This window comes from Rhodohalobacter sp. (assembly GCF_034521535.1).
Lineage (GTDB): Bacteria > Bacteroidota > Rhodothermia > Balneolales > Balneolaceae > Rhodohalobacter.
Window position 1 is genome coordinate 724,946 of sequence record NZ_JAXHMF010000005.1, and the last position, 25,267, is coordinate 750,212.

At 47.2% G+C, this 25,267-nt stretch carries 15 protein-coding genes; 13 read left to right on the forward strand and 2 right to left on the reverse strand.

Annotated elements, in window-relative coordinates:
* The first annotated feature begins 175 nt into the window (after positions 1–175).
* The 3 genes from U5K35_RS10165 to U5K35_RS10175 all read left to right on the forward strand — a co-directional run bounded on the left by U5K35_RS10165 (position 176) and on the right by U5K35_RS10175 (position 1,899).
* Entirely contained in the window at positions 176–301 is a 126-nt protein-coding gene (locus U5K35_RS10165; protein WP_322571346.1) for a hypothetical protein, read from the forward strand.
* A gap of 565 nt (positions 302–866) precedes the next feature.
* A complete protein-coding gene (locus U5K35_RS10170; RefSeq protein ID WP_322571347.1) occupies positions 867–1,064 on the forward strand; it encodes a hypothetical protein in 198 nt (65 codons plus the stop codon).
* Entirely contained in the window at positions 997–1,899 is a 903-nt protein-coding gene (locus U5K35_RS10175; RefSeq protein WP_322571348.1) for a transposase, read from the forward strand. The genes U5K35_RS10170 and U5K35_RS10175 overlap by 68 nt, the downstream gene beginning before the upstream one ends.
* A gap of 134 nt (positions 1,900–2,033) precedes the next feature.
* Here U5K35_RS10175 and U5K35_RS10180 read toward each other — a convergent pair whose 3' ends face one another.
* Positions 2,034–3,875, reverse strand: coding sequence for a DUF4153 domain-containing protein (locus U5K35_RS10180; protein ID WP_322571349.1), 1,842 nt, complete (start codon positions 3,873–3,875; stop codon positions 2,034–2,036).
* 684 nt (positions 3,876–4,559) lie between these two features.
* Here U5K35_RS10180 and U5K35_RS10185 point away from each other — a divergent pair.
* The 6 genes from U5K35_RS10185 (at position 4,560) to U5K35_RS10210 (ending at position 16,141) form a co-directional block, all read left to right on the forward strand.
* Positions 4,560–5,591, forward strand: coding sequence for an IS110 family transposase (locus tag U5K35_RS10185; RefSeq protein ID WP_322570620.1), 1,032 nt, complete (start codon positions 4,560–4,562; stop codon positions 5,589–5,591).
* 663 nt (positions 5,592–6,254) lie between these two features.
* Complete coding sequence (locus U5K35_RS10190) at positions 6,255–6,710, forward strand: DUF2141 domain-containing protein (RefSeq protein ID WP_322571350.1); 456 nt, start codon at positions 6,255–6,257, stop codon at positions 6,708–6,710.
* A 9-nt stretch (positions 6,711–6,719) separates the two neighbouring features.
* The gene (gene crtI, locus U5K35_RS10195) at positions 6,720–8,213 is read left to right on the forward strand and encodes a phytoene desaturase family protein (protein ID WP_322571351.1); all 1,494 of its coding nucleotides are present in this window, start codon (positions 6,720–6,722) and stop codon (positions 8,211–8,213) included.
* Positions 8,213–9,625: a carotenoid oxygenase family protein gene (locus U5K35_RS10200; protein WP_322571352.1), complete on the forward strand. Its 1,413-nt coding sequence runs from the start codon at positions 8,213–8,215 to the stop codon at positions 9,623–9,625. The genes crtI and U5K35_RS10200 overlap by 1 nt, the downstream gene beginning before the upstream one ends.
* A gap of 23 nt (positions 9,626–9,648) precedes the next feature.
* Positions 9,649–12,024: a TonB-dependent receptor gene (locus U5K35_RS10205; protein ID WP_322571353.1), complete on the forward strand. Its 2,376-nt coding sequence runs from the start codon at positions 9,649–9,651 to the stop codon at positions 12,022–12,024.
* A 739-nt stretch (positions 12,025–12,763) separates the two neighbouring features.
* Entirely contained in the window at positions 12,764–16,141 is a 3,378-nt protein-coding gene (locus U5K35_RS10210) for a hypothetical protein (RefSeq protein WP_322571354.1), read from the forward strand.
* A 210-nt stretch (positions 16,142–16,351) separates the two neighbouring features.
* Here the strand turns inward: U5K35_RS10210 and U5K35_RS10215 are convergent, their stop codons facing one another.
* A complete protein-coding gene (locus tag U5K35_RS10215) occupies positions 16,352–16,744 on the reverse strand; it encodes a hypothetical protein (RefSeq protein WP_322571355.1) in 393 nt (130 codons plus the stop codon).
* 1,338 nt (positions 16,745–18,082) lie between these two features.
* Here U5K35_RS10215 and U5K35_RS10220 point away from each other — a divergent pair.
* From U5K35_RS10220 to U5K35_RS10235, 4 genes are read left to right on the forward strand one after another with little or no spacing between them, the layout of a single operon-like run.
* Positions 18,083–22,891 carry a hypothetical protein gene (locus tag U5K35_RS10220; RefSeq protein ID WP_322571356.1) on the forward strand — a complete coding sequence of 1,603 codons (4,809 nt, stop codon included), beginning with the start codon at positions 18,083–18,085 and terminating at the stop codon, positions 22,889–22,891.
* A 30-nt stretch (positions 22,892–22,921) separates the two neighbouring features.
* Positions 22,922–23,836: a hypothetical protein gene (locus U5K35_RS10225; RefSeq protein WP_322571357.1), complete on the forward strand. Its 915-nt coding sequence runs from the start codon at positions 22,922–22,924 to the stop codon at positions 23,834–23,836.
* The gene (locus tag U5K35_RS10230; protein ID WP_322571358.1) at positions 23,808–24,455 is read left to right on the forward strand and encodes a hypothetical protein; all 648 of its coding nucleotides are present in this window, start codon (positions 23,808–23,810) and stop codon (positions 24,453–24,455) included. The genes U5K35_RS10225 and U5K35_RS10230 overlap by 29 nt, the downstream gene beginning before the upstream one ends.
* The gene (locus U5K35_RS10235) at positions 24,427–25,029 is read left to right on the forward strand and encodes a fibronectin type III domain-containing protein (RefSeq protein WP_322571359.1); all 603 of its coding nucleotides are present in this window, start codon (positions 24,427–24,429) and stop codon (positions 25,027–25,029) included. Before U5K35_RS10230 ends, U5K35_RS10235 begins: the two co-directional genes overlap by 29 nt.
* Positions 25,030–25,267 lie beyond the last annotated feature (238 nt).

The window sequence follows — 25,267 nt, forward strand, 5'->3', positions numbered from 1 at the left end:
CAAAACGCAAAAATTTAAAAAAGTTGGTAAGAACTGCGATTGACATATGGACGAATGGTTGAATCACCGATTTTGCTATGGCCGCCTGGCACCTGCAGCTGGTGGCTTGTAGAATGCAGCAGAGCTGCGGGCTTATCGTCGCGGAGCAGAGACGCGAGAAGACTGTGATTGACCGATGGACGACGACCAAGTCACCGATTTGCCGGTTGCTGAACCAGTCGGTGGCTTGAATGCAGCAGAGCTGCAGGTTGTCGCCGACGAAGCTCCGGAACGAGGGGATGTTAGTGTAAACTCGAATTAGATAACGACCGAATTGAAAATTGAAGATTACCCTGAAGGGGTAAAACATGAATAGCCCTCCCGATCAAAAACAACGGGACAGGCAAAGTAGACCTGGGGTAAGAAAGGGCACAACAATTTACACGCCGAACAGAGGGATTGGATTGGAACTTTCGGTATGGTTGAGGCGGTACCCACACCGTTTGTTTTTTCAAAACGCATTCCACTCGTCGGACGAACCGCCGCAAAAGCACGTCGGCATTCGATAGACATGGTGTATCAAGCAGCAGAGCTGCCGGGTTGTCGTCGCCGGAGCAGTAGCGCCAAGGGACGAGGAGGGTTCTCGAGGAGCTCTTTTAGACTTCCTCAAGAAAGTTTTGTTGGTTTTAAACAATAAAACCTACCAATCCCCGACAGACAGTTTATGATGTGCTCAGGGTAAAACCCAAAGTTCGAATCAAACCTGTCGGGGCAGGTAGACCGGATAACCCAAATAGTATGCAACCTTTACGATTGTAAAAGAGTCGGGATGCGGCCTACCATTGGCAGGTTTCTCATTATAATATTCGAAAAATACAGGATTCACGATGGAACTTACAATTACATGGCGATTTGTAGTAGGAATTGATATTTCAAAACAATGCCTGGACTGTTATTTATTGGATCGAAAGACTACTCAGGGGTGGGATCTACAGGTAGACAACAACCCCGAAGGATTTGCCCGGCTTGGCCGTTGGCTGGATGACCGGCAGGTGGAATGCTCCGCAGACGATTCTGATCAGTGAACACACCGGTCGTTATGGGGAGCATCTGCTTCGATGGACCACGTGCGAAGAATGGGCCCATGCCGTGGTAAAAACTACGGCTTTGAATAAAATCACACCCGAGCATCACCGCAAGGATGATCGCTACGATGCACGAGCATTAGCGGACTACGGAGTTCGCTTCAGTGACCGGTTATCTCTGAGCAAAGCCCCTAGCCCGGCCATAGGACAACTCAAGCGGCTTCAGGGCGAACGGCGAAAGATGGTTGACCGACGAGCGGCCCTGAAAAGTAAACTCACCGAAGCCGATATCCACGATGCAGACATGGACCAATTAACTGGCATGTGGACGCAGCAAATTAACCTGCTCAGCCAACACATTAAACGCCTTGAGGAAACGATGGACGAGTTGATTAGTCAGGATGAAGCTTTAACGGCTCGTCATCAGATCATGAGAACGGCTCCCGGAATCGGTCCGGTAATCGGACGGTTTTGGCTGAGTTTGTTTACCGGAGAAGACCAATTAAATGCCCGGAAAATCTCCTCTCGTTTTGGATTTGCACCTCACGGGCGCAGTTCCGGGAGTTCGGTAAAAAGCCCGGATCGATCCACCGGTTACGGAAATTCAGAAATGCGTAAATTAATGCACCAGGCTGCCCGCAGTGTGGCCAATCACAAGCCTCACTACCGGGAGTATTACGAGCGGAAAATCGAGGAAGGGAAACACGAGCTGCTCGTCATCAATAACATCATTAATAAGCTGATTCGATTGTACTGCGCTATGTGGAATAATCAATCAGAATATGATCCAAACTATATTCAGAACATGAAACAAAAATGGAAAAAATCAGCCTAATTCACTTGATTTAGTCATAGTATTCGAACTGACGGTGGATAGGCTGCTTTATCCTGCCACCTGAAAAACTTGCCTCTAGCTTCTGGCATCTAGCCAATAAAGCACGCCGGGATTCGACAGACGAGGGTATTCGCTCAATTTTCAAAAGAAAAATAGAGGCCGTAACTACCACTTAAATTTGTGACCTCTCCATTTTGTCTCTGTCCGACTAAGGAATTGAAGACAAGCTTTACTTTCAAGGATTCATTCTGCCGCTCCATCGTCATCTGTTCAACGGACAGGATTTCAACTATGCCGGCACCGGTATTGGGAAGTCCATCAATAAAAGGTTTGAGGTCAAACACTAAGTCACGATCGGTTTCCTTTTCCATGATTTGAATTTTGAGATTTTCCAAGTTCATAGTAATCGTGTAAACCTGATCACCGATCGTGGTTTCAACGTCTTGTGAATTGGACCAGAATTCAATTTCTCCCACATAGTGATCATATCCCTCTAAAGGAACCGGATGCATTCTGTTTTTTTGAACCTGGAAATTGGCAAACTCTTCACTGCTTCCTTCCTCCATCTCCCAATTGTTTACGTAGTCAATGCCGATCAGTTCGGTAACGGCTTCGGCATCGGAGACAAAATTCAGGGTATCTTTATTCTCAAGGACTTCGTTCAGGTCCTGTTCAAAATAGGGCTGAATTGACTCAACACCTTTCAGACTGAGTAAATAGTCAATTCCGGAACTGATCTGTTTTCGATCCTGAAAGGGTACGTCCGTCTCACTTTTTGTGATTGTTCCGTTTTCAGATAGCAGCCCATGTTTTCCTAAATTTTCTTCAAGCCGGCTCAGCTGACTTCTTTCAGAAACCTCGAAAGCGCTCAGCGGACCCATCGAGATCACAATAATAATCAGGAACAGTGATACCGGAATTACCCTGATATCCTTCATTTTACTGATCAGAAAATAGATCACCATGCCGGTCAGCCATACGGCCAGTGTTGCTACGAAATATCGGTTCACGGTAACCCCATACTCTGAAATCCGGACCCAGATGGAGAGCATCAGCAGAACTATAAGCGGAATGAGTGCAATATAATATCCCTTTGAAAACAGGTGCACCCATTTGTGATCGTCTTCATCCTGAATGGGATAGAGAAGCAGCAGTCCCAATATCCCGACTATCGAAAAACTGAGTACAAGATTTGCCACCCAGCCGTTTGGCCATTGCCATTCGATCAGGATTTTACCCATGTAGAGATAGAGGATGAAAATGTAGATGACAACCAGCGGGATAAGCACATATTGGACAAAAATCCTCAATCCCTTTGGGTAGGCTTTCTCTTCATCCGTTAATTGATTTGGGTGAGGGACACCGGCAAGGAAGAACCAGGTGCCAAAAATGCCGATCAAAAATATTCCCAGCTGACCATACCTAATCCCGGCGATATCAAATTCGAGAAGGACTTCCAGTGAGTATATGGCGATCGATAACCCGCTGTAGAGAACACCGACATAAAGGGTCGATAATAGAATTCTGAGAAAGAGTGTTTTATTATAGGCCCAGAAGTTCTGTACGCTTTTATCACCGAGATAGGGTGCAAATGATACCAAGAGATGGGAAGTCAGGAAAAACAGGGAGTATTTGTAGAACGCTTCCGAGTTGGAAGGCTCAAAATCTTCCGGTAAAAACAGGTAATAAACGGCCAATAAAATTACGGCGGCAGCTCTTGCGAGTTGTAATGTTAGAGGATTCCATTCCCTGCTCTCGCCGGCTGTTTTGACTGCCAAGAAAAGTGAAATGGATAGAGCTGAGATCCAGCTAAAGTTTTTGATCAGGTAATATCCATCCCGTTGATCCCAGGGTAAATCCACAAGCCATATCACCGCAAAGGTACCCAGAACAGCAAAGGTCAAAACCAGCGGAAACCTCCGAATTGTTACCGAAGCTTGTGAGGTGATTTTCTGTATGGATGGAAGGCGTATCATGTTCTGTTCTTTGTGTTTAAGTCTATATCGAAGGTAGCACTATTTGGGCGTAAAGCAAGGGGACGGGCGTGAATGGTGTATCTTGAATGACCGATGACCGATGACGGATGACCGGTTTCAAACTGCGGCCGGTGAATGTTGAATTATGAATTTTCTATGTTGAATGGTAAAGTGGGCAGTATGGGACCTGAGTCCTGTAGCTTGAACCCGGTGACTTGATTCCGACTGCCTGTAAGTGCAGCATGCGGACGGGGGATATGAACAGCGATTAACCGATGAACGAACTGACAGGATCACCGATTTCGATCGATTAGCCTGAGGCATATTAACTGCGGTCTGCAGCTTGGAAAGAACTCGTCAGGCGAACCGTCGTAAAAACACGTCGGGATTCGACAGACGAGGGTTCAATTATACGTAAATATTTGACATGGAACGGTTCTCGACGGTGCTCTTTTAGACTTCCTCAAGAAAGTTTTGTTGGTTTTAAACAATAAAACCTACCAATCCCCGACAGACAGTTTATGATGTGCTCAGGGTAAAACCCAAAGTTCGAATCAAACCTGTCGGGGCAGGTAGACCGGATAACCCAAATAGTATGCAACCTTTACGATTGTAAAAGAGTCGGGATGCGGCCTACCATTGGCAGGTTTCTCATTATAATATTCGAAAAATAAAGGATTCAAGATGGAACTTACAATTACATGGCGATTTGTAGTAGGAATTGATATTTCAAAACAATGCCTGGACTGTTATTTATTGGATCGAAAGACTACTCAGGGGTGGGATCTACAGGTAGACAACAACCCCGAAGGATTTGCCCGGCTTGGCCGTTGGCTGGATGACCGGCAGGTGGAATGCTCCCAGACGATTCTGATCAGTGAACACACCGGTCGTTATGGGGAGCATCTGCTTCGATGGACCACGTGCGAAGAATGGGCCCATGCCGTGGTAAAAACTACGGCTTTGAATAAAATCACACCCGAGCATCACCGCAAGGATGATCGCTACGATGCACGAGCATTAGCGGACTACGGAGTTCGCTTCAGTGACCGGTTATCTCTGAGCAAAGCCCCTAGCCCGGCCATAGGACAACTCAAGCGGCTTCAGGGCGAACGGCGAAAGATGGTTGACCGACGAGCGGCCCTGAAAAGTAAACTCACCGAAGCCGATATCCACGATGCAGACATGGACCAATTAACTGGCATGTGGACGCAGCAAATTAACCTGCTCAGCCAACACATTAAACGCCTTGAGGAAACGATGGACGAGTTGATTAGTCAGGATGAAGCTTTAACGGCTCGTCATCAGATCATGAGAACGGCTCCCGGAATCGGTCCGGTAATCGGACGGTTTTGGCTGAGTTTGTTTACCGGAGAAGACCAATTAAATGCCCGGAAAATCTCCTCTCGTTTTGGATTTGCACCTCACGGGCGCAGTTCCGGGAGTTCGGTAAAAAGCCCGGATCGATCCACCGGTTACGGAAATTCAGAAATGCGTAAATTAATGCACCAGGCTGCCCGCAGTGTGGCCAATCACAAGCCTCACTACCGGGAGTATTACGAGCGGAAAATCGAGGAAGGGAAACACGAGCTGCTCGTCATCAATAACATCATTAACAAGCTGATTCGATTGTACTGCGCTATGTGGAATAATCAATCAGAATATGATCCGAACTATATTCAGAACATGAAACAAAAATGGAAAAAATCAGCCTAATTCACTTGATTTAGTCATAGTATTCGAACTGACGGGGGTAAACAGCAGAGCTGCCGGGCTGTCGTCGCCGGAGCGGAGCACCGGGACGAGAAAGAACTGCAAATCACCGATGGACGAACGACCGAATTGCGAATTGGAAGATTACCCTGAAGGGGTAAAATATCAATAGCCTCAGGTGAAACCTGGGGTAACAAAGGCACCCTAAAATCATTCGCCGAATAGAGAGAATGGTTTGGAGCACCGGGCAGAGTTGAGGCGGAATGCTTGAAACTTGTGGCCTGAAGCATGGTAAAACTCGTTAGGCGAATAGGTGTAAATATGTTTTGGCATTTGGCATGGAACGGTTCTCGACGGTGCTCGAATTGACGGAGAATTACAGCAGAGCTGCGGGGTTATCGTCACCGGAGCGGAGCACCGGGACGAGGGGGGATTTTCGAACCGAAGAGCTGCCCCGAGGCCTGAAAATCTTTGCAATTCAACAAGGTTGGAGAACGAAATCACAAATTTGTTGATTAAACTAGATGTTAAATCTACAGGATTTAAAAACTACGGATAAAACTTAATGGTACTTTATTAAGTAAATAAAGTTCAACATTGAATGAATTCTGTTTTTATTTTAATGTCTTTCATCCAAGTCAATAATCAGCAAAACAAATAAAGAATATGATTTCTGTGATAGCTTTTATCCTAACGTTTGGATCCGCATTCTTGACGGATATAGATCATTCTGCAGCTGATACGGTTCGGGATCGGGGCACAATCACAATAGAACTGGAGACGCTTGAAAATTATAAAGGATCTATTCGGCTCTCCCTATTTACCGGAAAGGATGGTTTTCCGGATGAGTGGGAGAAAGCGTTCACCTCAAAAACGGTCGAAATCACACCGGAATTGAAAGAAATACTGCTCGAAGATATTCCATATGGGAGGTATGCTCTAGCCATCATTCATGACGAAAATGAAAACTTTGAGCTCGACACCAACTTTTTTGGTGTACCGAAGGAAGGGTATGGTTTTTCAAACAACGCAAGAGGCCGTTTTGGTCCGCCGGATTATTCAGATACAGAATTTACGCTGGAGACGGAAACTTTGGTTCTACAGATTGAAATGAATTATTAACAGCTATCCATGCGAAAAAAAATAATCGTTATCGGAGGGGGATTCGGAGGACTTTCCGCGGCTATACGCCTGGCCGCAAAGGGTCACGATGTTACTGTTTTTGACAAGAGAGATAAACTGGGTGGGAGGGCATACCAATATGAGATGGACGGATTTAAATTTGATGGCGGGCCCACCGTAATTACAGCGCCCTACATTTTTGATGAGATATTCGAAGCTGCGGGTAAAAGCCGTCACAACTATTTCGAATTAAAGCCGCTTGATCCATTCTACAGGATTTTTAACAGCGACGGAGATCATTTTGATTACATGCGAAATGAGGAGGATATTCTCAAACAGATCGACCGCTGGAATCCGGCGGATAAAAAGGGATATCGTAAGTTCACGGAAAATACGATTGATATCTTCAGCCTCTTCCATCCATACACCGATAAGCCGTTTCTGAAGTTTAAAAAGATGCTGAATATTATGCCCGGTGTGATTCGGCTGGGCGCATACAAAGGCACCTATCGTCATGTCAGAAAGTATATCAAGCACGAATTTCTCAGAAAGGTTTTCTCATTTCATCCGCTGCTTATCGGCGGTAATCCTTTTGATACGCCTTCGATCTACCTGCTGATCATGCAGTTTGAGAAGGAGTGGGGCGTACACTACGCTGTGGGTGGCGTGGGGTCAATTGTTGAGGGATTCAGTCGATTAATGAACGATCTTGGCGTGGATATTCGACTCAATTCGGAAGTAGACCGGATCATGGTGGATCAGCAAAAAGTTACAGGTGTTCAGCTGAGAGACGGGTCCACATACGACGCTGATATTGTCATATCCAATGGGGATGTCGCATTTACATACAGGAACCTGATCCCCGAAACGGCCCGGAAAAAATATTCAAATAGATCGATCGACAGAAAAAGCTACAGTTCGTCTCTCTTTGTCATCTATTTTGGAACCAAAAAAAGATACCTCGACTCGAAGCTTTCCCATCACAATATCATATTTGGCAAAGAGTATAAAAAGCTGATGAGAGAGATTTTTAAAGGCACCAAACTGCCCGACAATCTGTCTCTCTACCTGCACATGCCCACAATTTCTGATGAATCTATTGCTCCGGAGGGAAGTGAGCTGTTTTATGTGCTCTCTCTTGTCCCGAATCTGAAAGCGGACATTAACTGGGAGGAGATTGCCGAAGAGTATAAGGATAAGGTTCTCGGCTACCTGGAGGAGCACTACTTGCCCGATTTGAAGGAGAATATTGTAACGGAACACTACATCGATCCCCCTCATTTCCAGAACACGCTGAACAGTCATTATGGAGCAGCCTTTTCGTTTACACCGAGTCTGCTGCAGTCAGCATTTTTCAGGCCGCATAATCGATCGGAGGAGTTCGATAATCTATATTTTGTTGGAGCCGGAACACATCCGGGAGCTGGGGTGCCGGCTGTTCTATCTTCAGGTAAAATTGCGGCCGAGCTGATCGATCCCACACCTCAAAACGGAGATAGCTAATGCGAAAAGCGTACGATATAGGGTTTGGAGTATCTGAACAGGAGCTGGTTATTGATGAGCTTTCGCTTAACGGCAAGCTGCCGGAGTGGATTGAGGGAACGCTGCTGCGCAACGGACCCGGTACGTTTAAAGCGGGTGATCAGAATTACAGGCACTGGTTCGACGGCCTGGCTATGCTTCACAAGTTTACATTTCGCGGGGGAAAGGTTTCGTACGCCAACAAATACTTGGAGTGCAACGCTTACCGTGAAGCTATGGACAAGGGAAAAATCGCCTATTCTGAGTTTGCGACCGATCCATGCTACTCCCTTTTTGATCGCGTTAAGGAGGTTTTTGATCCTCAGTTTACCGATAGCGCTAAAGTTAATGTAGGAGAACTACACGGCAAGTTTGTCGCACTTGGAGAGCCTTCGCTACAAGTCGAGTTTGATCCTGAGACATTGAAATCCGTGGGTGTGTTTGCCTACGATGGGAAAGTAAAACAGCATGTAACCACCGTTCATCCTCATATCCATAATGATGAGATTATCAACCTGACGACCCGCTTTGGTCGGGTGAGCAACTATCGGTTTATGAAGCTTGAAAGGGAACAGTCGCCGGAGCTCGTGGCCAAACAGCGCGTTAAGGAGCCGGCTTACATTCACAGTTTCGGGATGAGTCCGAACTACCTGATTCTCACCGAATATCCATTTGTTGTAAATCCTCTCAGCATTCTGTTCCATGCCAAACCGTTCATCGAAAATTTTAAATGGAAACCGGAACGTGGAACAAAGATCTACATTTTTGATCGCCATACAGGTGAGTTGGTTAAAAAGACCATCACCGATTCGTTTTTTGCCTTTCACCACGTAAACGCGTTTGAACAAAATGGGGAGCTCATCTTTGATATCGTTGCCTATCCTGATCCGGAGATCATCGACTCTTTTTATTTGGATAGAATTCGTGCTGAAGATCAGGTTCTGCCCGGCGGTGAAATCCGAAGATATCGTTTAAATCCAACCGGAAACGGAGGGGTCGACTACGAGATACTCAGTGACGAGGGGATTGAATTGCCACGGTTTGATTACGATTCATTGAACATGGATGGTTCCTACCAATATATTTATTCGATTGGGATCAATAAATCCAAAAAGAATAGTTTCTATGATCAAATTGTGAAAACAGATCTAAAAAGCGGAAAATCGAAGGTCTGGAGTGAGGAGAACTGCTTCCCGGGAGAGCCTGTATTTCTTCCTGATCCGGCGGGTAAAAAGGAGGATGACGGTGTGAATCTCTCCGTTGTTCTGGATGAAGCCAATGGAAATTCATTCCTGCTTGTACTGGATTCCTCTTCGTTTACCGAAATTGCACGGGCCACTATTCCCCAGCCTGTTCTTTTCGGCTATCACGGCAACTTCTACAACAACATTTAACTCAACATCAGCATGAATCAGGTATGATGTTTATCAGCTACATATTGGCCCTGTTCATGGTGTTGAGCGGAATTGATCCGGATGGTGACAATAACGGTACGATTGCGGGTCAGATTATGGATGCCCGGAATCTTCAGCCGCTTACCGGCGCAACGATTATGATAGATGGTACGGATCGGGGAACCGCAACGGATCGGGAAGGGAATTTTTTGATCGAAAATGTACCTGTTGGGAGCTATAATCTCACGATCCGTTTTTTAGGCTACAGAACCGTGAGAAGAAGTAATGTGATTGTGAATCCGAATAGGACAACGACTTTGGAAATCCGAATGGAGGAAGAGCTGATTGAAGGAGAAGAACTTGAAGTACGCGGGGATTTTTTTGAAAGGCCACGGGATGCAATTGTAAGCAGCCACTCGATGGATTTTGAAGAGATACGGCGCAGTCCCGGTGATTTGGTGGACATACAGCGGGCTGTTCAGGCACTGCCGGCGGTTACATCGGGAAGCGATCAGTTGAATGAGATTATTGTCAGAGGCGGCAATCCCGGTGAAAATCTCTTTGTGATGGATCATATTGAGATACCGAACCCGAATCATTTTGCTGTGCAGGGGGCAGGGGGCGGGCCGATCAATCTACTAAACAGCTACATGGTTAGAGAGATCGACTTCTATGCGGGTGCTTTTTCCGCCCGGTACGGAGATAAGGCTTCGTCTGTAATGAATATCACCCTTCGAAACGGAACCGGTGATAGATTTCGAGGAGAGGCTTCGATGGGAATGGCAGGGGCCGGTGCGCTATTTGAGGGTCCGATATCCTCAAACGGGAGTTTTATTTTTTCGGCACGCCGCAGCTACCTCGATTGGATTGTGCCTGCAACTGGATTAACCGCCATCCCGAATTATTACAATACCCAGGGCAAGCTGACTTTTGACCTGGGGAGCAATCAAACCTTGTACATCAATGGTGTATATGGGAATGATAATATTAATATTGAAGGAGGAGATCAGGCAGGCTACGGCAGAGGCGCTGAAAACCTGGATACGAAAAACTCCCAGTATATTGCCGGTGCCACACTGAGATCGCTTTGGTCTGACAGGCTATTCTCGTTCACTACGCTTTCATCGGTTCAGAATAACTATTTTGTTGAAGTCTACGATTTGCCGGGAAGGGATATATTTTTTACGAATAACTCTGTTGAGACAGAAAATACTGTAAAAACAGACGTCACCTATCTGGCAAACAAAAATATTGAGTTAAGTTTTGGAGCTTCATTTAAAGATGTAAACTTTCAATACGACCTGGTAAACGAGGCTGATACACTTTTTACCTACGATCAGGGCCAGGAGGATCAGGTTACCGGAATCTATGATATCTATCCGGAATACAGGGTTAAAGTGGATGTGGGATCCTACAAAACTTCGGCTTACACCCAGCTTACATTAGACCTGCTTCGTTCATTTCGGGTTACAGGCGGCATCCGCTACGACTATTTTGAATACAATGATTTCTCGTCGCTGAGTCCGCGGCTGGGTTTTTCATATTTCCTGAACTCCGACACTTCACTGAATCTTGCCTATGGCAGACACTTTCAGTCTCCCGCCTATAACGATCTCGTGGCCAATGAAGCCAACCGGAATCTGGATAATAAATTCACGGATCAATATGTAATCGGCCTTGAGCACATTTTCAGAGAGGATTTAAAATTTGTTGTGGAGGGATATTATAAAGAGTACGATGATGTTCCGGTTCGCCGGACTCTGACCACAACAGATCCTCTTGATTTTGATGACGGCACCTTTCTGAATGCAGGCAGTGCAGAAGCGAAAGGGATTGAACTCTTTCTGCAAAAGAAGCTGATCAACAATTTTTCGGGTATTGTGAGCTACTCCTATTTTGAGTCGAAAGCTATTGATCCTAGAAATAACAGCACCTACAACTGGGATTATGACCATCGAAATATGCTCACACTGATATCCGGATACCGGGTCCGATTCGGAGGCAAAGATTGGTATGAGAGGATGAAATCGAAATGGTGGTTTCATACCGTTTCCTGGCTTCCGTTTATGCCGTCGGATGAATTTGAAATCAGCCTCAAATTCAGGTATCTGGGTGGTCGCCCGTTCACTCCTCCGGTTTATCGGCCTGAACTGCGCGAGTGGATTGTGGATGAGACTCAAGCGCTGAATACGGAGCGATATCCCGCATATCATAGGCTTGATCTGAGAATTGATAAATGGTACTCCTACCGAAACTGGAATTTCGTGATCTTTTTTGATCTCGTGAATATCTACAATAATGACAATATCTGGAGCTATCAATACAATGATGATGGCACCGTAGATGAAGTGCTGCAGTTTAACACTCTTCCCGTTGGTGGAGTTACCATCGAATTTTGATCGGATGACTCAGAACTGACAGCGTCGGTTTGCGACTTGCGGTTTACGGCGTACGGGAGACGGTGAACGGTCTATGAATTGACTGAGAGAATGCAGAGGAGCTGCGGAGTGCCGTCGCCGGAGCGGAGCACCGGGACGAGGAGTCAGCGATTTGAACTGCGATTGACCGATGGACGAACGACCGATTTGTGAATTGGAAGATTACCCTGAAAGGGTAAAATATCAATAGTCCTCCCGACTAAATACACCGGGACAGGCAAGGTGAAACCTGGGGTAGAAAGGTCAATCCCAACAATCCGCCGAACAGTGGGCATGGTATAGAGTGCCAAACATGGTTGAGGCGGTAGCAATTTGAGTGTGAATACCGACACAACTATTTACTGCAGAGCTGCAGGGTTATCGTCACGGGAGCAGAGCACCGGGACGAGGGGGATTTGAATGGTGAATAGTGAATGGTGAAGTTAGAAGTATGGGACCTGCGTCCTGCAACCTGAAAAACTCGCCTCTTGCGTCTGGCATCTAGCCATCTTACCACCTTAACCGATTCTAACGAATGTGGGTCTGCGCGGGGAAAAGTGCGATTCACATGGAATAATTGCTGATTTCAGGCTATCCAAAATACTTAACAGATATTAGATCATTCGTAATAGATTGGAATTCATGTTCTTATGCATTTTATTCATCAGAATCATCTTGTACAGTACCTCATTTGTTTAATTCTCAAGTAATCTATCACTACATGAAAAAGCGCTACGATCTACCATTTCAAAAAATCATATTATCCATTTGCCTGGTTTTCTTTACCTGGATATTCACCTTTTCTGCACAGGCACAACAATCCGACCGACCTTTTTCGGTTGAATTGAATGCCGGCGGCGGACTCATCGGAAACTCCACAACCAATACCGCATTTCAACCGGAGATCGGAATCAATTATATGCCGGGAAAATGGGGAGTAGGACTAAATGCCGGACTCTACTCCTATGGCTCAGGTTTCAATGCCGATCAATATCGAACGGGATATGAGCAGTTTACTGTAGCAGAACAGAGTTCTGACGAGTGGAACGCAATCTCTATCAACGTCGGCCCCCGGTTTCAACAAAGTTTGAGCCGGTTTATCAACCTGAATTTGGGTCTTGATTTGGCTATGAATTATCAGGAAGGTCCGTCACAATCGGTCCGGTTTAATGATCCCACCGGGGAGTTGGAGAGTTCCGGTATGGATACAGATATTGTTCTGGCTCAAATGGATGGTGAGGACTCTGCCGGATGGAATACCGCTATCCGCCCACAACTACAGCTGGAATTTCAACCGGGATTCAGCAACCGCTTCAGTTTTAATGTAAAAACGGGGATTCAGCACCATCTGTCCGATCGGGAGATTACCTATACCGAACGGGATCTCTCGCGTGTGATGCAGGTAGACAGTCCATTTGAGATGCATCATCAGTTTGAGAATGCCCCGGTGGTTCAGCGAACGGAGAGTGCACCCAGAACCAATTTCTTCGCCAATGCCGGGATAAAGATCAGTTTTGGAGGATCCAGAGCACCGGCGCAGGATTACAATTCCGTCCGGTCTAATAAGCCGGGCTCCATTGCTGAGGACATCGGTGATGGTGATGCGGATAGTGACGGTGACGGTATAGATGATGCTATAGAAACAGCTCAGGATTATAACTCCAGCCGGTCCAATAAACCGAGTACAGAAACACGGGATGATGACGTGGTGGTTGTGAAAACGGAGGGACTTGAGGCAGCCGACAATTTCGTGGATGAGATTATTGAAGTTCTGGACCGATGTGAAGATACTGTTTGCGAACAGGTGCGACTGAACGCGGACGTCCGGAAAGACAAGATGCACAAAGTAAGAGAAGGAGAAATGTCTCAGGACGAGGGGATTGAGCAGGTCCACAGCATTGTAATGGAAGATGTGTCGTCGCTGGCTAAATGTGAGTCAGATGTATGCAGGGATGTTCTGACTAAAGAGGTTCAGCTTTTGGAACACATGAACGTGCTTATGAGTCTTGTTCAGTCGGGCCGGGCCGCTGAAGCTCAGGATTACAATGCGACACGGTCGAACAAGCCAACATCACGTGCTGAGGATATTGGTGATGGTGAAGGTTCCGGACTGCAAGTTGTGTATATCACGAAAGATGAAGATGGTAAATTATATGCCTGGGGCGGTGGACCTGAGGCCAGATCCCAGGATGGAAGCGGGAAATTATATAGTTGGGGAAGAGCTCCTGAAAGCCTGGCCAGTGATGAAAATGGCCAAGTCTATGCGTGGGGAGAAAATAGGAGAGCAAGCACCCAGAATGGTGAAGGTCAAGTTTATGCATGGGGAATTGCAGCCAGAGCCACTGCCGTAGATGATGAAGGTAAATTATATGCCTGGGGAAGACTCTCGCTTAACAGTAATCCCGTCTGCTGTTTCGATTATGATTCGGATAGGGAGCTGCCTAATAAAAGCGCAGCTGAAGCCGGTACCGATGATGAAAAAGGAAGATTGTATTCCTGGGGTATAGCACCAAGAGTCAACACTCAGGTGGATGATGGTTTAGTCTATGCCTGGGGTGTTGTCTCCAGAGCCAGCATTCAGAATGAGAATGGTAAAGTGTACTCCTGGGGACAAAATTTTAAAGTAAGTAATGAATCCTGTGAAGGGGGTATGTGCCCGGAGCCTGGTAATGCCTTGTATCTGGCTAAAGAGCTGGGACTGGCTTCAGCAGGTAACGACATTGAAAACATCAAACGGGCTTTGGACCGATGCGATGATGGAGTGTGCGAACAGGTGAGGCTGAATGCCGACATGCGTCATGAAGGGGTAAGGCGAGCCCTGGATAATCCCACCGGAATGGACAGTGACATTGAGGAGATCCGGAGCATTGTGATGGAGGACATTGAATCGCTTGGAAAATGTGAAACGGATGTATGCCGGGAAGTTCTGGCGATGGAGGAAGATCTGCTGGTGAAAATGAACCGGCTGAGCGATATGGAGCAGGTGGCTCCGGCGCAGGATTATAACTCAAGCCGATCCAATAAATACAGTTCAATCGCTGATGGTCGAGGAGGAAACGACGAAATTATTCGTGAGGCGAGTAGAATGGCCCGGCTTGTAAATCCATCAGGCCAGATTATTTCAGCCGGTTCGGTTATGATGACCTCACATCCTGACAGCCCGATTTACGAGGGTGATGCTGTCGGTGGAGAAAACATTTTGAATAGAGGTGAGATGAACGATGGAGATTCCGATAATAACAACAATGAAGATCCGGTACCGGTGAAGAGATTTGATTTACAACCCGCTTCCTATTGTGTGGAATTGGGATCGACCGTTCCGCAAGGTAAGAGCGCGGAAGCTCAGGACTATAATGCGGCCCGTTCCAATAAACCATCATCTCGTTCTGCTGATGCCGGTGAAGGCGATCTGGATAGTGATGACGATAGCATCGATGATGCTATTGAAACGGCACAGGACTATAATTCCAGCCGCTCAAATAAACCGAACACAGTTGCTGATATTGGTGATGTGGATGGAGATGGGTTCCCGGATATGTTGGAAAATGCTTCATTCAGCATCAGTAAGCGGAGTGCACGAACGGGTCGAAATGAGATGAATGATGGAGATCTGGATGGTGACGGTTATGGTGATGTGGACGGACTCCAATTTGAACTTGAGATCGATCCTTTAGATTTGGATGATGACGGTGATGGAGTGTCTGATGCCATCGAATCAGCAACCTACAGCATCAGTAAAAGGAGTGCGCGAACGGGACGTAATCCAAGAACCGGCCAAAATCAAAGTCCGATTTATGAAGGCGATACGACAACGGGTACAAGCCCATTATATGAATCAAGAGATAATCTTGCCAACAATGGCGGTGACTCGGGGGGCGACGACAATGGTGATGTATACCAATGGACCTACAATTTAAGTGAGCTGGAGGGTGCAAGTGATCTTCAGGCAGATGGCAAGCTTACCGTGCTGTTCACCGGAGGCAAATGGCATTTCGATGTTCAGATTGATCCTGCTGATATGGATGATGACGGGGACGGAATTATCGAATTAATACAGAATAGCTCGTTCAGTATCAGCAAGCGATCTGCCAGGATGTGAGTTGAGACCTGACAGCGTTCCGACACAAGGAGGATCCTGTCAGCGTCATCTTATGGGTTACGGCATACGGTTTGCGGATTACGCTATTGTTTAAAACAAGATCGGCGTATTTGCGCCTCTGATGATATTGAGCGTTGAACCACGCCCTCTCTTCGGCGGTTAAGATTGTCGTGATATTCTTACCCGGGGTTCGCTATGCCACACCCGAGGCTATGCACATTGCACCCCTATTATTGTGCCATATGGCATTAACTTCAGGGTGCGGTATTCAAATATCTCAACATTTAAGTTAAAACGTAAGTCACCTTGAGTTCCGTGGGTGATTTGATTTATAATATGCGGTTTACGGTTTTGTTTGGCGACCCGTTGTATAAGTTTGGCGGCTAACCTGCAACTTGAAGCCTGAAGGCAGCGGAGCTGCCGTGTTGTCGTCTCGGAGCGGAGCTCCGGACGAGGGAAAATGGCGTAGCCATGATGCACATCATAGCCCATCAATTCATTGATGGGATTCAATCGTGCATACAAAACAATCGCCGAATAGAGAGATTGGATTGAAATTCCGAACTTTGTTGAGGCGGTTATCTCCTGATTTTTTACAAACATCTTGGAGACTGAAGCTTGTACGCAGCGGAGCTCCAGACGAGGGGGGATTGCGAACTGTGATTGACCGATGGACGAACGATCGAATTGTGATTTTGCTCGGATAATCTAAAAACTGTCGCCTGAAAAACTAGCCTCTTGCCTCTGACATCTAGCCAATAAAACCAAACTCTTCGGGCGAGCCGCCGCAAATGCACGCCGGGATTTGACAGACGGAAAATCTATATGCAGCGGAGCTGCCGTGTTGTCGTCTCGGAGCGGAGCTCCGGACGAGGGAGTGTGAAAAAAATGGCGTAGCCATGCCATGTATTGTAACCCATCAATTCATTGATGGGTTCTATGGTGCAAACAAATCATCCGCCGAATAGAGAGATTGGATTGAAGTTCCGAACTTTGTTGAGGCGGTTATCTCCTGATTTTTTACAAACATCTTGGAGCCTGAAGCCTGAAGCTTGTACGCAGCGGAGCTGCAGGCTTGTCGTCGCCGGAGCAGAGCACCGGGACGAGGGGAGGAGAATTTTGAATGATGAATGATGAATGTCGAATATTGAATTTTGCTGCGCACTGTTCGCAGTCCCGATTTTTCGGGAAATGTTGAATTACGAATTGGGGGGAGCTTGGGTTTTGGCATTTGAGATTTGGGATTTAGTGTTTGGTGCTTGCAGCCTGTGGCCTGAGACCTGAGGCTTGAATCCTGCGACCTAAACAACTCACCTCTTGCCTCTGGCATCTAACCAATAAAACGAAACACGTCATTCCAACCGCCGCAAATGCACGCCGGGTTTGATAGACGAGGAATCTATATGCAGTAGAGCTGCGAGCTTGTCGTCGCCGAAGCGGAGCTCCGGGACGAGGCGAATTACCCCAGCGGGGTAAAATATCAATAGCCCCAGGTGAAACCTGGGGTATATATTTCAACGCAAATCACTCGCCGAATAGAGAGGTTGGATTGAAGTTCTGATCTGTGTTGAGGCGGTTCCACCACAGGGCGTTTTTTCAGAACGAATTAAACTCGTCAGGCGAATCGTCGCAAAAGCACATGGGTATTCGATAGACCAGGGGTCGCTTCACGCAAGCTGTTTCCCGTACAAAGTACATCGTAAATCGTATACCGTACTCCGTACACCAAACCCCGGTTAACCGATTCTAACATTGAACTGAATTAACATAAAAATACCCGCCTATCTTATTTATAGCACAAAAAATGATGATCGCTCACTTAATGCTTAAGAAAGCTTAAGATGTAAAAATTGGTTTTATGACCTGAATGTGCTTAATTCAAGTCGTTTTGCGCAAGAAGGTGATGCGCTGCTTTTTTTACGATCAAAAAAAAATCATTCTATGGATAAGCGCTACAGACCACAGCTAAAGCCGGTTCGTATTCTTGGAACCTTGCTGCTAACATTCTTTTTTGCCTTTCAACTCAACGCTCAACAAGCATCACCTCCTTTTTCGCTTGATCTTAATCTGGGCGGTGGACTGATTGGAAATCCGGATGTAAAGACGGCATTACAGCCGGAAATTGGATTTCGCTTTCAACCCGGCAGATGGGGTGTGGGTCTGGAATCCGGTTTCTTCTCGTTCGATCCGGCTTTTGATGCCGATCAATATCGAAGCGGGTTTGAAGAGTACACGGTGGTTCAGAAGTCTGCCGATAAATGGAATGCTTTTTATATCAATGCCGGCCCGAGATTTTCCTTTGGCAATCAGCTACCGGTACAGTTCAGTGCGGGACTGGATCTCGCACTCAGCTATAAAAACCCACCGTCTCAAAGTGTGGAATTTACCGATCCGGAAGGGAATTTTGATGATCTGGAGTTTAACCTCGCAAGTTTTGAACCGGATGAAGGTTATAGTAAATGGTCGGCAGCCATTCGTCCGCAAATTCAGATGGAGTTTAATCCTTTCCGAAGCAAACGTATTGGGTTTAATGTAAAAACCGGAATTCAGCATGAGCTCTCCGACCGGGAATTTACATACACCGAGCGGGATCTTTCAAGAGTTCGACTGGTTCCAAGTGCCGGTGAGATGCTTTTCCAGTTTGAAAGTGCACCTGAAGTGGTTCGAACAACAACCGCTCCTAAAACCAACTTTTTTGCCAATGTAGGCGTGAAGATAAGTTTTGGTGGCTCTAAAGCACCGTCAGTAAATCAGCCAATATTTACCGAAACTGAGGATCCGCCGGGAGGGGATGAGGAACCGCCTACGGGAGAAGAAGACCCACCTGAAGACGGAGACAAAGATGGCGATCAGGAAGAGGACGCCGGTGATGAGGAGAATGAAGAAGAGGGCGACGATGAAGAGGAAGAAGATCAGGAAGAGCCCGACCAGCTGTTTGTAGGAGAAAACGGCGAGTTTGAAGTGGAAAACCTGACTATTACCGGAAACGGGCCTTTTTCAGGGTCCGGTGAGGTCTTTATCGATTGGCTTCAATCGTACGTTTCTGTTGAGTTTACCGGCATCACGGTGAACCCTGCCAACAACCATCTCACGTCGGGCAAGGTCACATCGGTCATCGATGCAAATGCGCCTGCCTATCCGAAGGCATGGGCCTCACCTATAGCAACGAACGCTGTGGCCTACAATCACCCCGAGGTAGCGGACGTCTATAACTTTATGCTTCAGCAGCCTTTTTACGAATATAACGGCACACCCATCACCCCAACCGTTCTGGAGGCGCCGATTGGTGTGGAGCTGGATCCGGACAGCTGGTTTGCCATCATGGAAATGGTGTTTGAGTCGGATAAATCAAAGTTAAACGCATCCATTGCCTACGAAACACCGGCTGACTGGAATAATGCGGATCTCGTGGGTTTTTCCGTCGAGGACATCGAGTTTCACCCGCTGAATATCAGTTTTCAACAGGGTCGACTGGAGATTGTGGATGACCTGACGGTGGGCAACGCCAATAACGATATCAACTTTACTTTTATCGCGCCCGATGGGAATAACGTGGGCACGTTTATAGAATGGGACGAATACGGCTTTTCACTTTTCGGTATCGAGATGGAGAGTGAATTTACGCGAGACTGGCTGCTCCCGGTTCCCGACAACGGCACCGATAAAGTGACGGCTACACTGAGCGGAACCGGTTATTACTGGAATAATCATCTTTTGACAGGCGATCTTGAAAAGGCGGAGTTTGTTGACGGTGCGGGAATGACGATTGAGGCCAATTCTATAAACTTCGATATGTCCCATGATCTAAACCCGGCCGGAATAGAGTTTCCGGAGAACTATGCGGGGCAGGATACTACAGTGCTCTGGCGCGGATTTTACGCCAAGAATTTCACGATAGGGTTACCGGAATCGATCGAGACCAATGCAGGAGGTCCTCCCGAGGTTGGTGTGCAGGATATGATCATTGATCACCAGGGAGTAACTCTTACAGCATTTGCTAACAATGTGTACCAATATCCCGATGCGAGCGTTGCTGATCTGAATGCCAGCGTGGATACGGTAAACGTTAAGATCGAGACCAATACGTTTACCGAGGCATACATCACCGGACAGCTGGCGATACCGGCAACGCATCCCGATTCTTTACAGACCCCGCTGAATTATACCGGGCTTTTTGTGACAGGTTTTAACACCCCGAATGGAAGTACCTTCGAGCTGACCGTTGATCCGTCCGGACCGATCTACACCAACATGCTGAAGGGTACGCTTACACTGGAACCTACATCAAGTATTACTGCAGCTGTTGGTAATGGACAGAAGTCTTTTGTTATGGCTCTGAACGGTGATATAGACTGGGGTAATGTGGATCTGGATCCGATTACAAACGTTAATATGGGTCTCGAATTTGCGGGACTTGGATTTGACTATCAGAGTAATTTCGGACTGATTTTCACTATGGGCACGTGGAGCCTGGCCAGTCCGCAGAAGTTTATGCATAACTTTCCGGTGTCGATTCAGAATATTCAATATGTGTCGCAGAGTCCGGGCCCGGGTCAGCTGTTGAAGGGGAAGATTGGTTTTGACACGGTGTTTAACCTTGGGCAGAATCTTGGCGGGCAGACCACCATGGGCATTGGATTTGCTATCGATGACGATTCGGCCAACTTCAAGAAATTTGCTCCAAAGTATGATGGGCTTACCGTTGATGAAATTGTTGTAAACGCCAACCTGAATGCAGTAAACATCAACGGACTCCTCTATTTTGAGAATGATGATCCTATCTACGGTAAACGTGTCGGGGGTAGCGTTCAGGCAGAGTTTACAGGGGCAGGTCTCAACATTGAGGCAGATGCACAGTTTGGAAATACAACGTATCTGAACGGCGGACAGCTCTATCGCTATTGGCAGGTGGATGTTCAGGCTGATTTCCCGGATCCCGGCGTTCCATTTCTGACCGGAGTGGCGTTTCGCGGATTTGGCGGAGGAGCCTATAATAATATGGAGGTGGCTGTAAGCCAGACCGGGGAACGGAGTTTTACTCCTCTGAACAATATGTTTGGCTTTAACGCCGGGGCTACGATCGCCACTACGCCTGAGGAGCAAGGCTTTAATGCCGACGTAACGCTGATGGGTGAATTCAGTACCAACGGCGGAGGTATGACCTACGTTGGGTTTAATGGTGATTTCGGCACCGGTGCTACGATTGCAGATCGCCGTAACGGAAAAGGGAAAGTGTTTGGAAATCTATTGGTTGAATATGTTTTCCCGACCAAGAATTTTACGCTTGCGGCAAATGCAAACATCAATACAGATCCGGTAAAAACGATTCCGGGTGAGCCATTTAATCTCACCTTCAACATAGATGGAATGGCAAACGAATGGAGTTTTAAAGCCGGTGTTCCAACCAACACGAATGATGTGGAGGTGCTTGGCGTGCACCTCTATGAGTACCTTATGCTTGGAAATTCAATACCCAATCCAAACGGTTTCACCAACCGGTTTGCCAGCAACTATGCCCAGCACTTTGGTTACAGTCCAAACAACGCCCACATGCAGGGACAGGTTGATAACAACATGGCTGAGCTGGGTGCCGGATTTGCCATGGGACTCGGATTTGAATTTGAGGCTTCTGGAAGCAAGCAGGTTTATTCAGGCGCTTGGCGCGACTGGTCGATCGGTTACGAAGCGGCTGCCGGTGCAGAGCTTCATCTCTCCTTCCTCGAGTATGCAAGCTGTAGCGGTTATAACGAGTGGGGAATTAACGGATGGCGAGCCGGCGGTGGATTTGGATTTTATGCGGCCGTTAGTGCTTATGCTCAGGGTTATCACCGTAATAACGCGGAGGTTGATAAATTCCAAAATCTTGCGACACTTAAAGCAGGAGGCTATATCACCGGAAAATTCCCGAAACCGGTGTACGCATCGGGTGCGGTAACCGGAAGCGCAACAGTACTGAATGTTTTTGAAGTCGATTTTCATCAACAGTTCCAGTATGGAACCAACTGTTCCGGTGGCCCGGTTCAGCCGAACGTGTACGTAACTCCCGGTGATGCCGCGGCCGATTTTGACGGTGCACTGGTGAACTATGTTGTACCGCAGTCTTATTACAACTTTCCGTTGGAATCACCGCTCAGTGTGAAATATGGACTTGTTCCGGATGAACAGTTCAGCGTGCCGGAGACTCAGCCCAACGGTACCATTGAGATGAGAACGTTTAAGCTGGAGAAAACGGTAACGCTTGAGAAGAGTGATAACAGTGGAAACTATCAAGCAGAATCTCTAACCCACTCCATAAATAATCTGGGTGAGTACCAGTATGTTATACAGGGTCCTATCAGTGCTGCTCCGGTCGGTTTAGCGCCGGGTCTGGGAGGTGCGCAGAACGGTGGAAATCCGCCCGGCCAGCAACAAATGGCTCAGACGTGGAATCCAAATCCTGCAGGAGGCGGTGGAACTATACCACCGTATCAACAGGCACCGGCACAATTAGTTGGGGGTCCGGGTTCAAATAACAATCCTCCAAATTATGGAAACCTTCCACCGGAGTCACCGCCACCGGTCAATGATCTTGATATGGATACCTGGTATAAATTTACGGTTGATGCTGTGCTCATGGAGCTTGTGAACGGCAACTGGGTGACCGCTACAGATAACAGCGGCAACCCCATTACTCAAACAGAAGTCAAAAATTTCTACACCGGCGATCCGGGGCCATTACAACCCTCCAGCTCAAATACAGCAACCTTTTAATCCGGAGTGAATGTTATGAATCAAAGAATTATGGATTATAAAAAGATATCTATACTGATTGTTCTCCTCACCGGAATGGGCTGGTTGAATATTGCAGAAGCCCAACAGACAAACCAGGCTGAAATTCACCTTTTTGCAAGATATGTAGATGGAAACGGCATAGAGATGCGCTGGTTTTCTGATAACAACGAGGTGATGCGCAGAGGAACGGAAACGGGATTTGTTGTAGAGAGGCGCGTTGCAGGAACCGGCTCTTTTCAGGTGATTGAAACCGTACAGCCGCTTGATGAAGCCCAAACTGAGCAGCTGATTCAAACCACGGTCGGTGAGGGAAATCGAGCTGATCGGCTAAGAGTTGTAACTGAGCTAAGAGCGTCAGATACCGAACATCTGTCCGGTTCAATAGATTTTCAAAACCGCATCGAAGACCTGGTCAATCGGAAAAGTGCAGAAGATTTCCGTACGATGACCTTTATGCTGAGCTCGTTCGAGGATTCCCTTGCGGCCCGGGTTCTGGGACTTTCTGCTACTGATGGGAACGTGATGCCGGGTCAGACCTATGAGTATCGTGCCAGGCTGGCGAATCCCGGCGGACTGAATGCCGTCTCAGTTGTAACGGAAGTAACTGCAACTGAGGAAACCGTGGACTATGAAGTGCCTATTTTAATGAATGAGGGCGATGGCGAACTGTCGTTTATCTGGGAACAGCCGGAAAATTCGGTTGGAATGTATGTACAGCGTTCATTCAGTGAAAATGGTCCTTTTGAACCGCTGAATGAGGTTATTGAGCTGAATCTGAGAGGCAATCAGTATGAGGGTCCACAACGGGCAACATTTGCTGATAAAGAGTTAAATAATTACCGGACGTACCACTACCGGTTTTATGGGCAAAATGTGTTTGGTGAACGTGTTTTGTTTGGAGAAGCTTCCGGTACTGCCTCGTGATTTAACACCTCCCAGGGAGCCGCTGTTGCTTCAGCCAAAACATGAAAGCGAGGATACCGTCCGCGTAACCTGGGAGATGCCGGAAACCGTGGATGACGACCTTGCCGGGTTTGCCGTGCTCCGCGGTGACGGCAGCAGTGAAGAATTTGTGCGGCTTCATCCCGACCTGACCGATCCCGGACTTCGCGAGTGGATCGATCTGGATTTTAATCGCGATCTTGATACATACTACGCAATCCAAGCGGTGGATACAGCCGGCAATGTGAGTAATTCTGCAGTGCTGCCGGTGTCGTACATTCGCTTTAATCCTCCTGTGAAACCTGAAATTGGTCAGGCAACCATTGGTGATGACGGCTCGGTTGAGATCATCATCAGTCCGGATCCTGAAGATGCCGTTGATGGCTACAAGATTTTTATGGCAAACGATCCGGAACATGAATTTTCTGTGGTGAAAGAGATGTTTGGCGATTCGCTGATCACTCCAGGAAGCAGGACCGTTGTTCGCGATACGGTGATGCTGAATACGCTCACCCGAAATGTCTATTACAAAATTCGAGCCTACGACGTGCATTTTAATGAATCGGAGGAGAGTGACGTCATTGCTCTTGGAGCGGCCTGATATTGTACCGCCACCGCGTCCGGTTTTCAAAAATGTAGAGACCGGTGCTACAGAAGTGAATTTTGAGATTGCATTGCCGTCAGTAAATGACTTTCAAACCGCAACGTTGTACCGCAGATCCGGTCCGGATGGCGATTGGCAACCGGTGCAGGTCTTCAGGAGAAAATCTGAAATAGTGCGTTATACCGACTCAAGGCTTGAGCCCGGAGGTACCTATTTCTACAGGTTACAGGCAGAAGATCAAAGCGGATTGCTGTCGGAATACTCAAATCCTATTCAGATAACTACAGTGAACAGACGATCGGTCAGTGTAGCTGAAAATCTTTCTGCACAATATGGTGATCGCGGTGCTGTGCTTCGATGGGCATACGGCGGCAATGATAGCGATGAGGTATTTTTCGTGATCTATCGCCGCAGCGGTGATCGTGGTTTTCAGCAGGTTGGGCGAAGTGAATCGACTACGTTTACGGATCGCCGTGTTCGTTCCGGCCGCCATGAATACCAGGTGAGAGTGTTTAGGAAAGATGGAAATCAAAGCGCGATGAGTGAGCCGGTTTCTGTACAGGTTCGGTAGTAATTAAAGCTCGTCGGACGGATAATGGCGTAACCATTCTCCATATTGTAGCCCATTAATTCATGGATTGGGTTGTATGGTTGCTTAACTAACCGGCTCAAATGCATTGCGGGATTTAACAGAGGAGGGTTCCACATGCAGCAGAGCTGCTGGCTGACGTCAAGGAGCGGAGCTCCGGACGAGGGAAGGGTTCAAATGGCGTAGCCATGCCACATATTGTAGCCCATCAATTCATTGA

What these genes read in the sequence shown, in the direction of transcription:
- U5K35_RS10165 (WP_322571346.1), top strand. Translation starts at nt 176, where the DNA reads ATGGACGACGACCAAGTCACCGATTTGCCGGTTGCTGAACCAGTCGGT.
- U5K35_RS10170 (WP_322571347.1), top strand. Translation starts at nt 867, where the DNA reads ATGGAACTTACAATTACATGGCGATTTGTAGTAGGAATTGATATTTCA.
- U5K35_RS10180 (WP_322571349.1), bottom strand. Translation starts at nt 3,875, where the DNA reads ATGATACGCCTTCCATCCATACAGAAAATCACCTCACAAGCTTCGGTA.
- U5K35_RS10185 (WP_322570620.1), top strand. Translation starts at nt 4,560, where the DNA reads ATGGAACTTACAATTACATGGCGATTTGTAGTAGGAATTGATATTTCA.
- U5K35_RS10190 (WP_322571350.1), top strand. Translation starts at nt 6,255, where the DNA reads ATGATTTCTGTGATAGCTTTTATCCTAACGTTTGGATCCGCATTCTTG.
- crtI (WP_322571351.1), top strand. Translation starts at nt 6,720, where the DNA reads ATGCGAAAAAAAATAATCGTTATCGGAGGGGGATTCGGAGGACTTTCC.
- U5K35_RS10200 (WP_322571352.1), top strand. Translation starts at nt 8,213, where the DNA reads ATGCGAAAAGCGTACGATATAGGGTTTGGAGTATCTGAACAGGAGCTG.
- U5K35_RS10205 (WP_322571353.1), top strand. Translation starts at nt 9,649, where the DNA reads ATGATGTTTATCAGCTACATATTGGCCCTGTTCATGGTGTTGAGCGGA.
- U5K35_RS10210 (WP_322571354.1), top strand. Translation starts at nt 12,764, where the DNA reads ATGAAAAAGCGCTACGATCTACCATTTCAAAAAATCATATTATCCATT.
- U5K35_RS10215 (WP_322571355.1), bottom strand. Translation starts at nt 16,744, where the DNA reads ATGTTTGTAAAAAATCAGGAGATAACCGCCTCAACAAAGTTCGGAATT.
- U5K35_RS10220 (WP_322571356.1), top strand. Translation starts at nt 18,083, where the DNA reads ATGGATAAGCGCTACAGACCACAGCTAAAGCCGGTTCGTATTCTTGGA.
- U5K35_RS10225 (WP_322571357.1), top strand. Translation starts at nt 22,922, where the DNA reads ATGGATTATAAAAAGATATCTATACTGATTGTTCTCCTCACCGGAATG.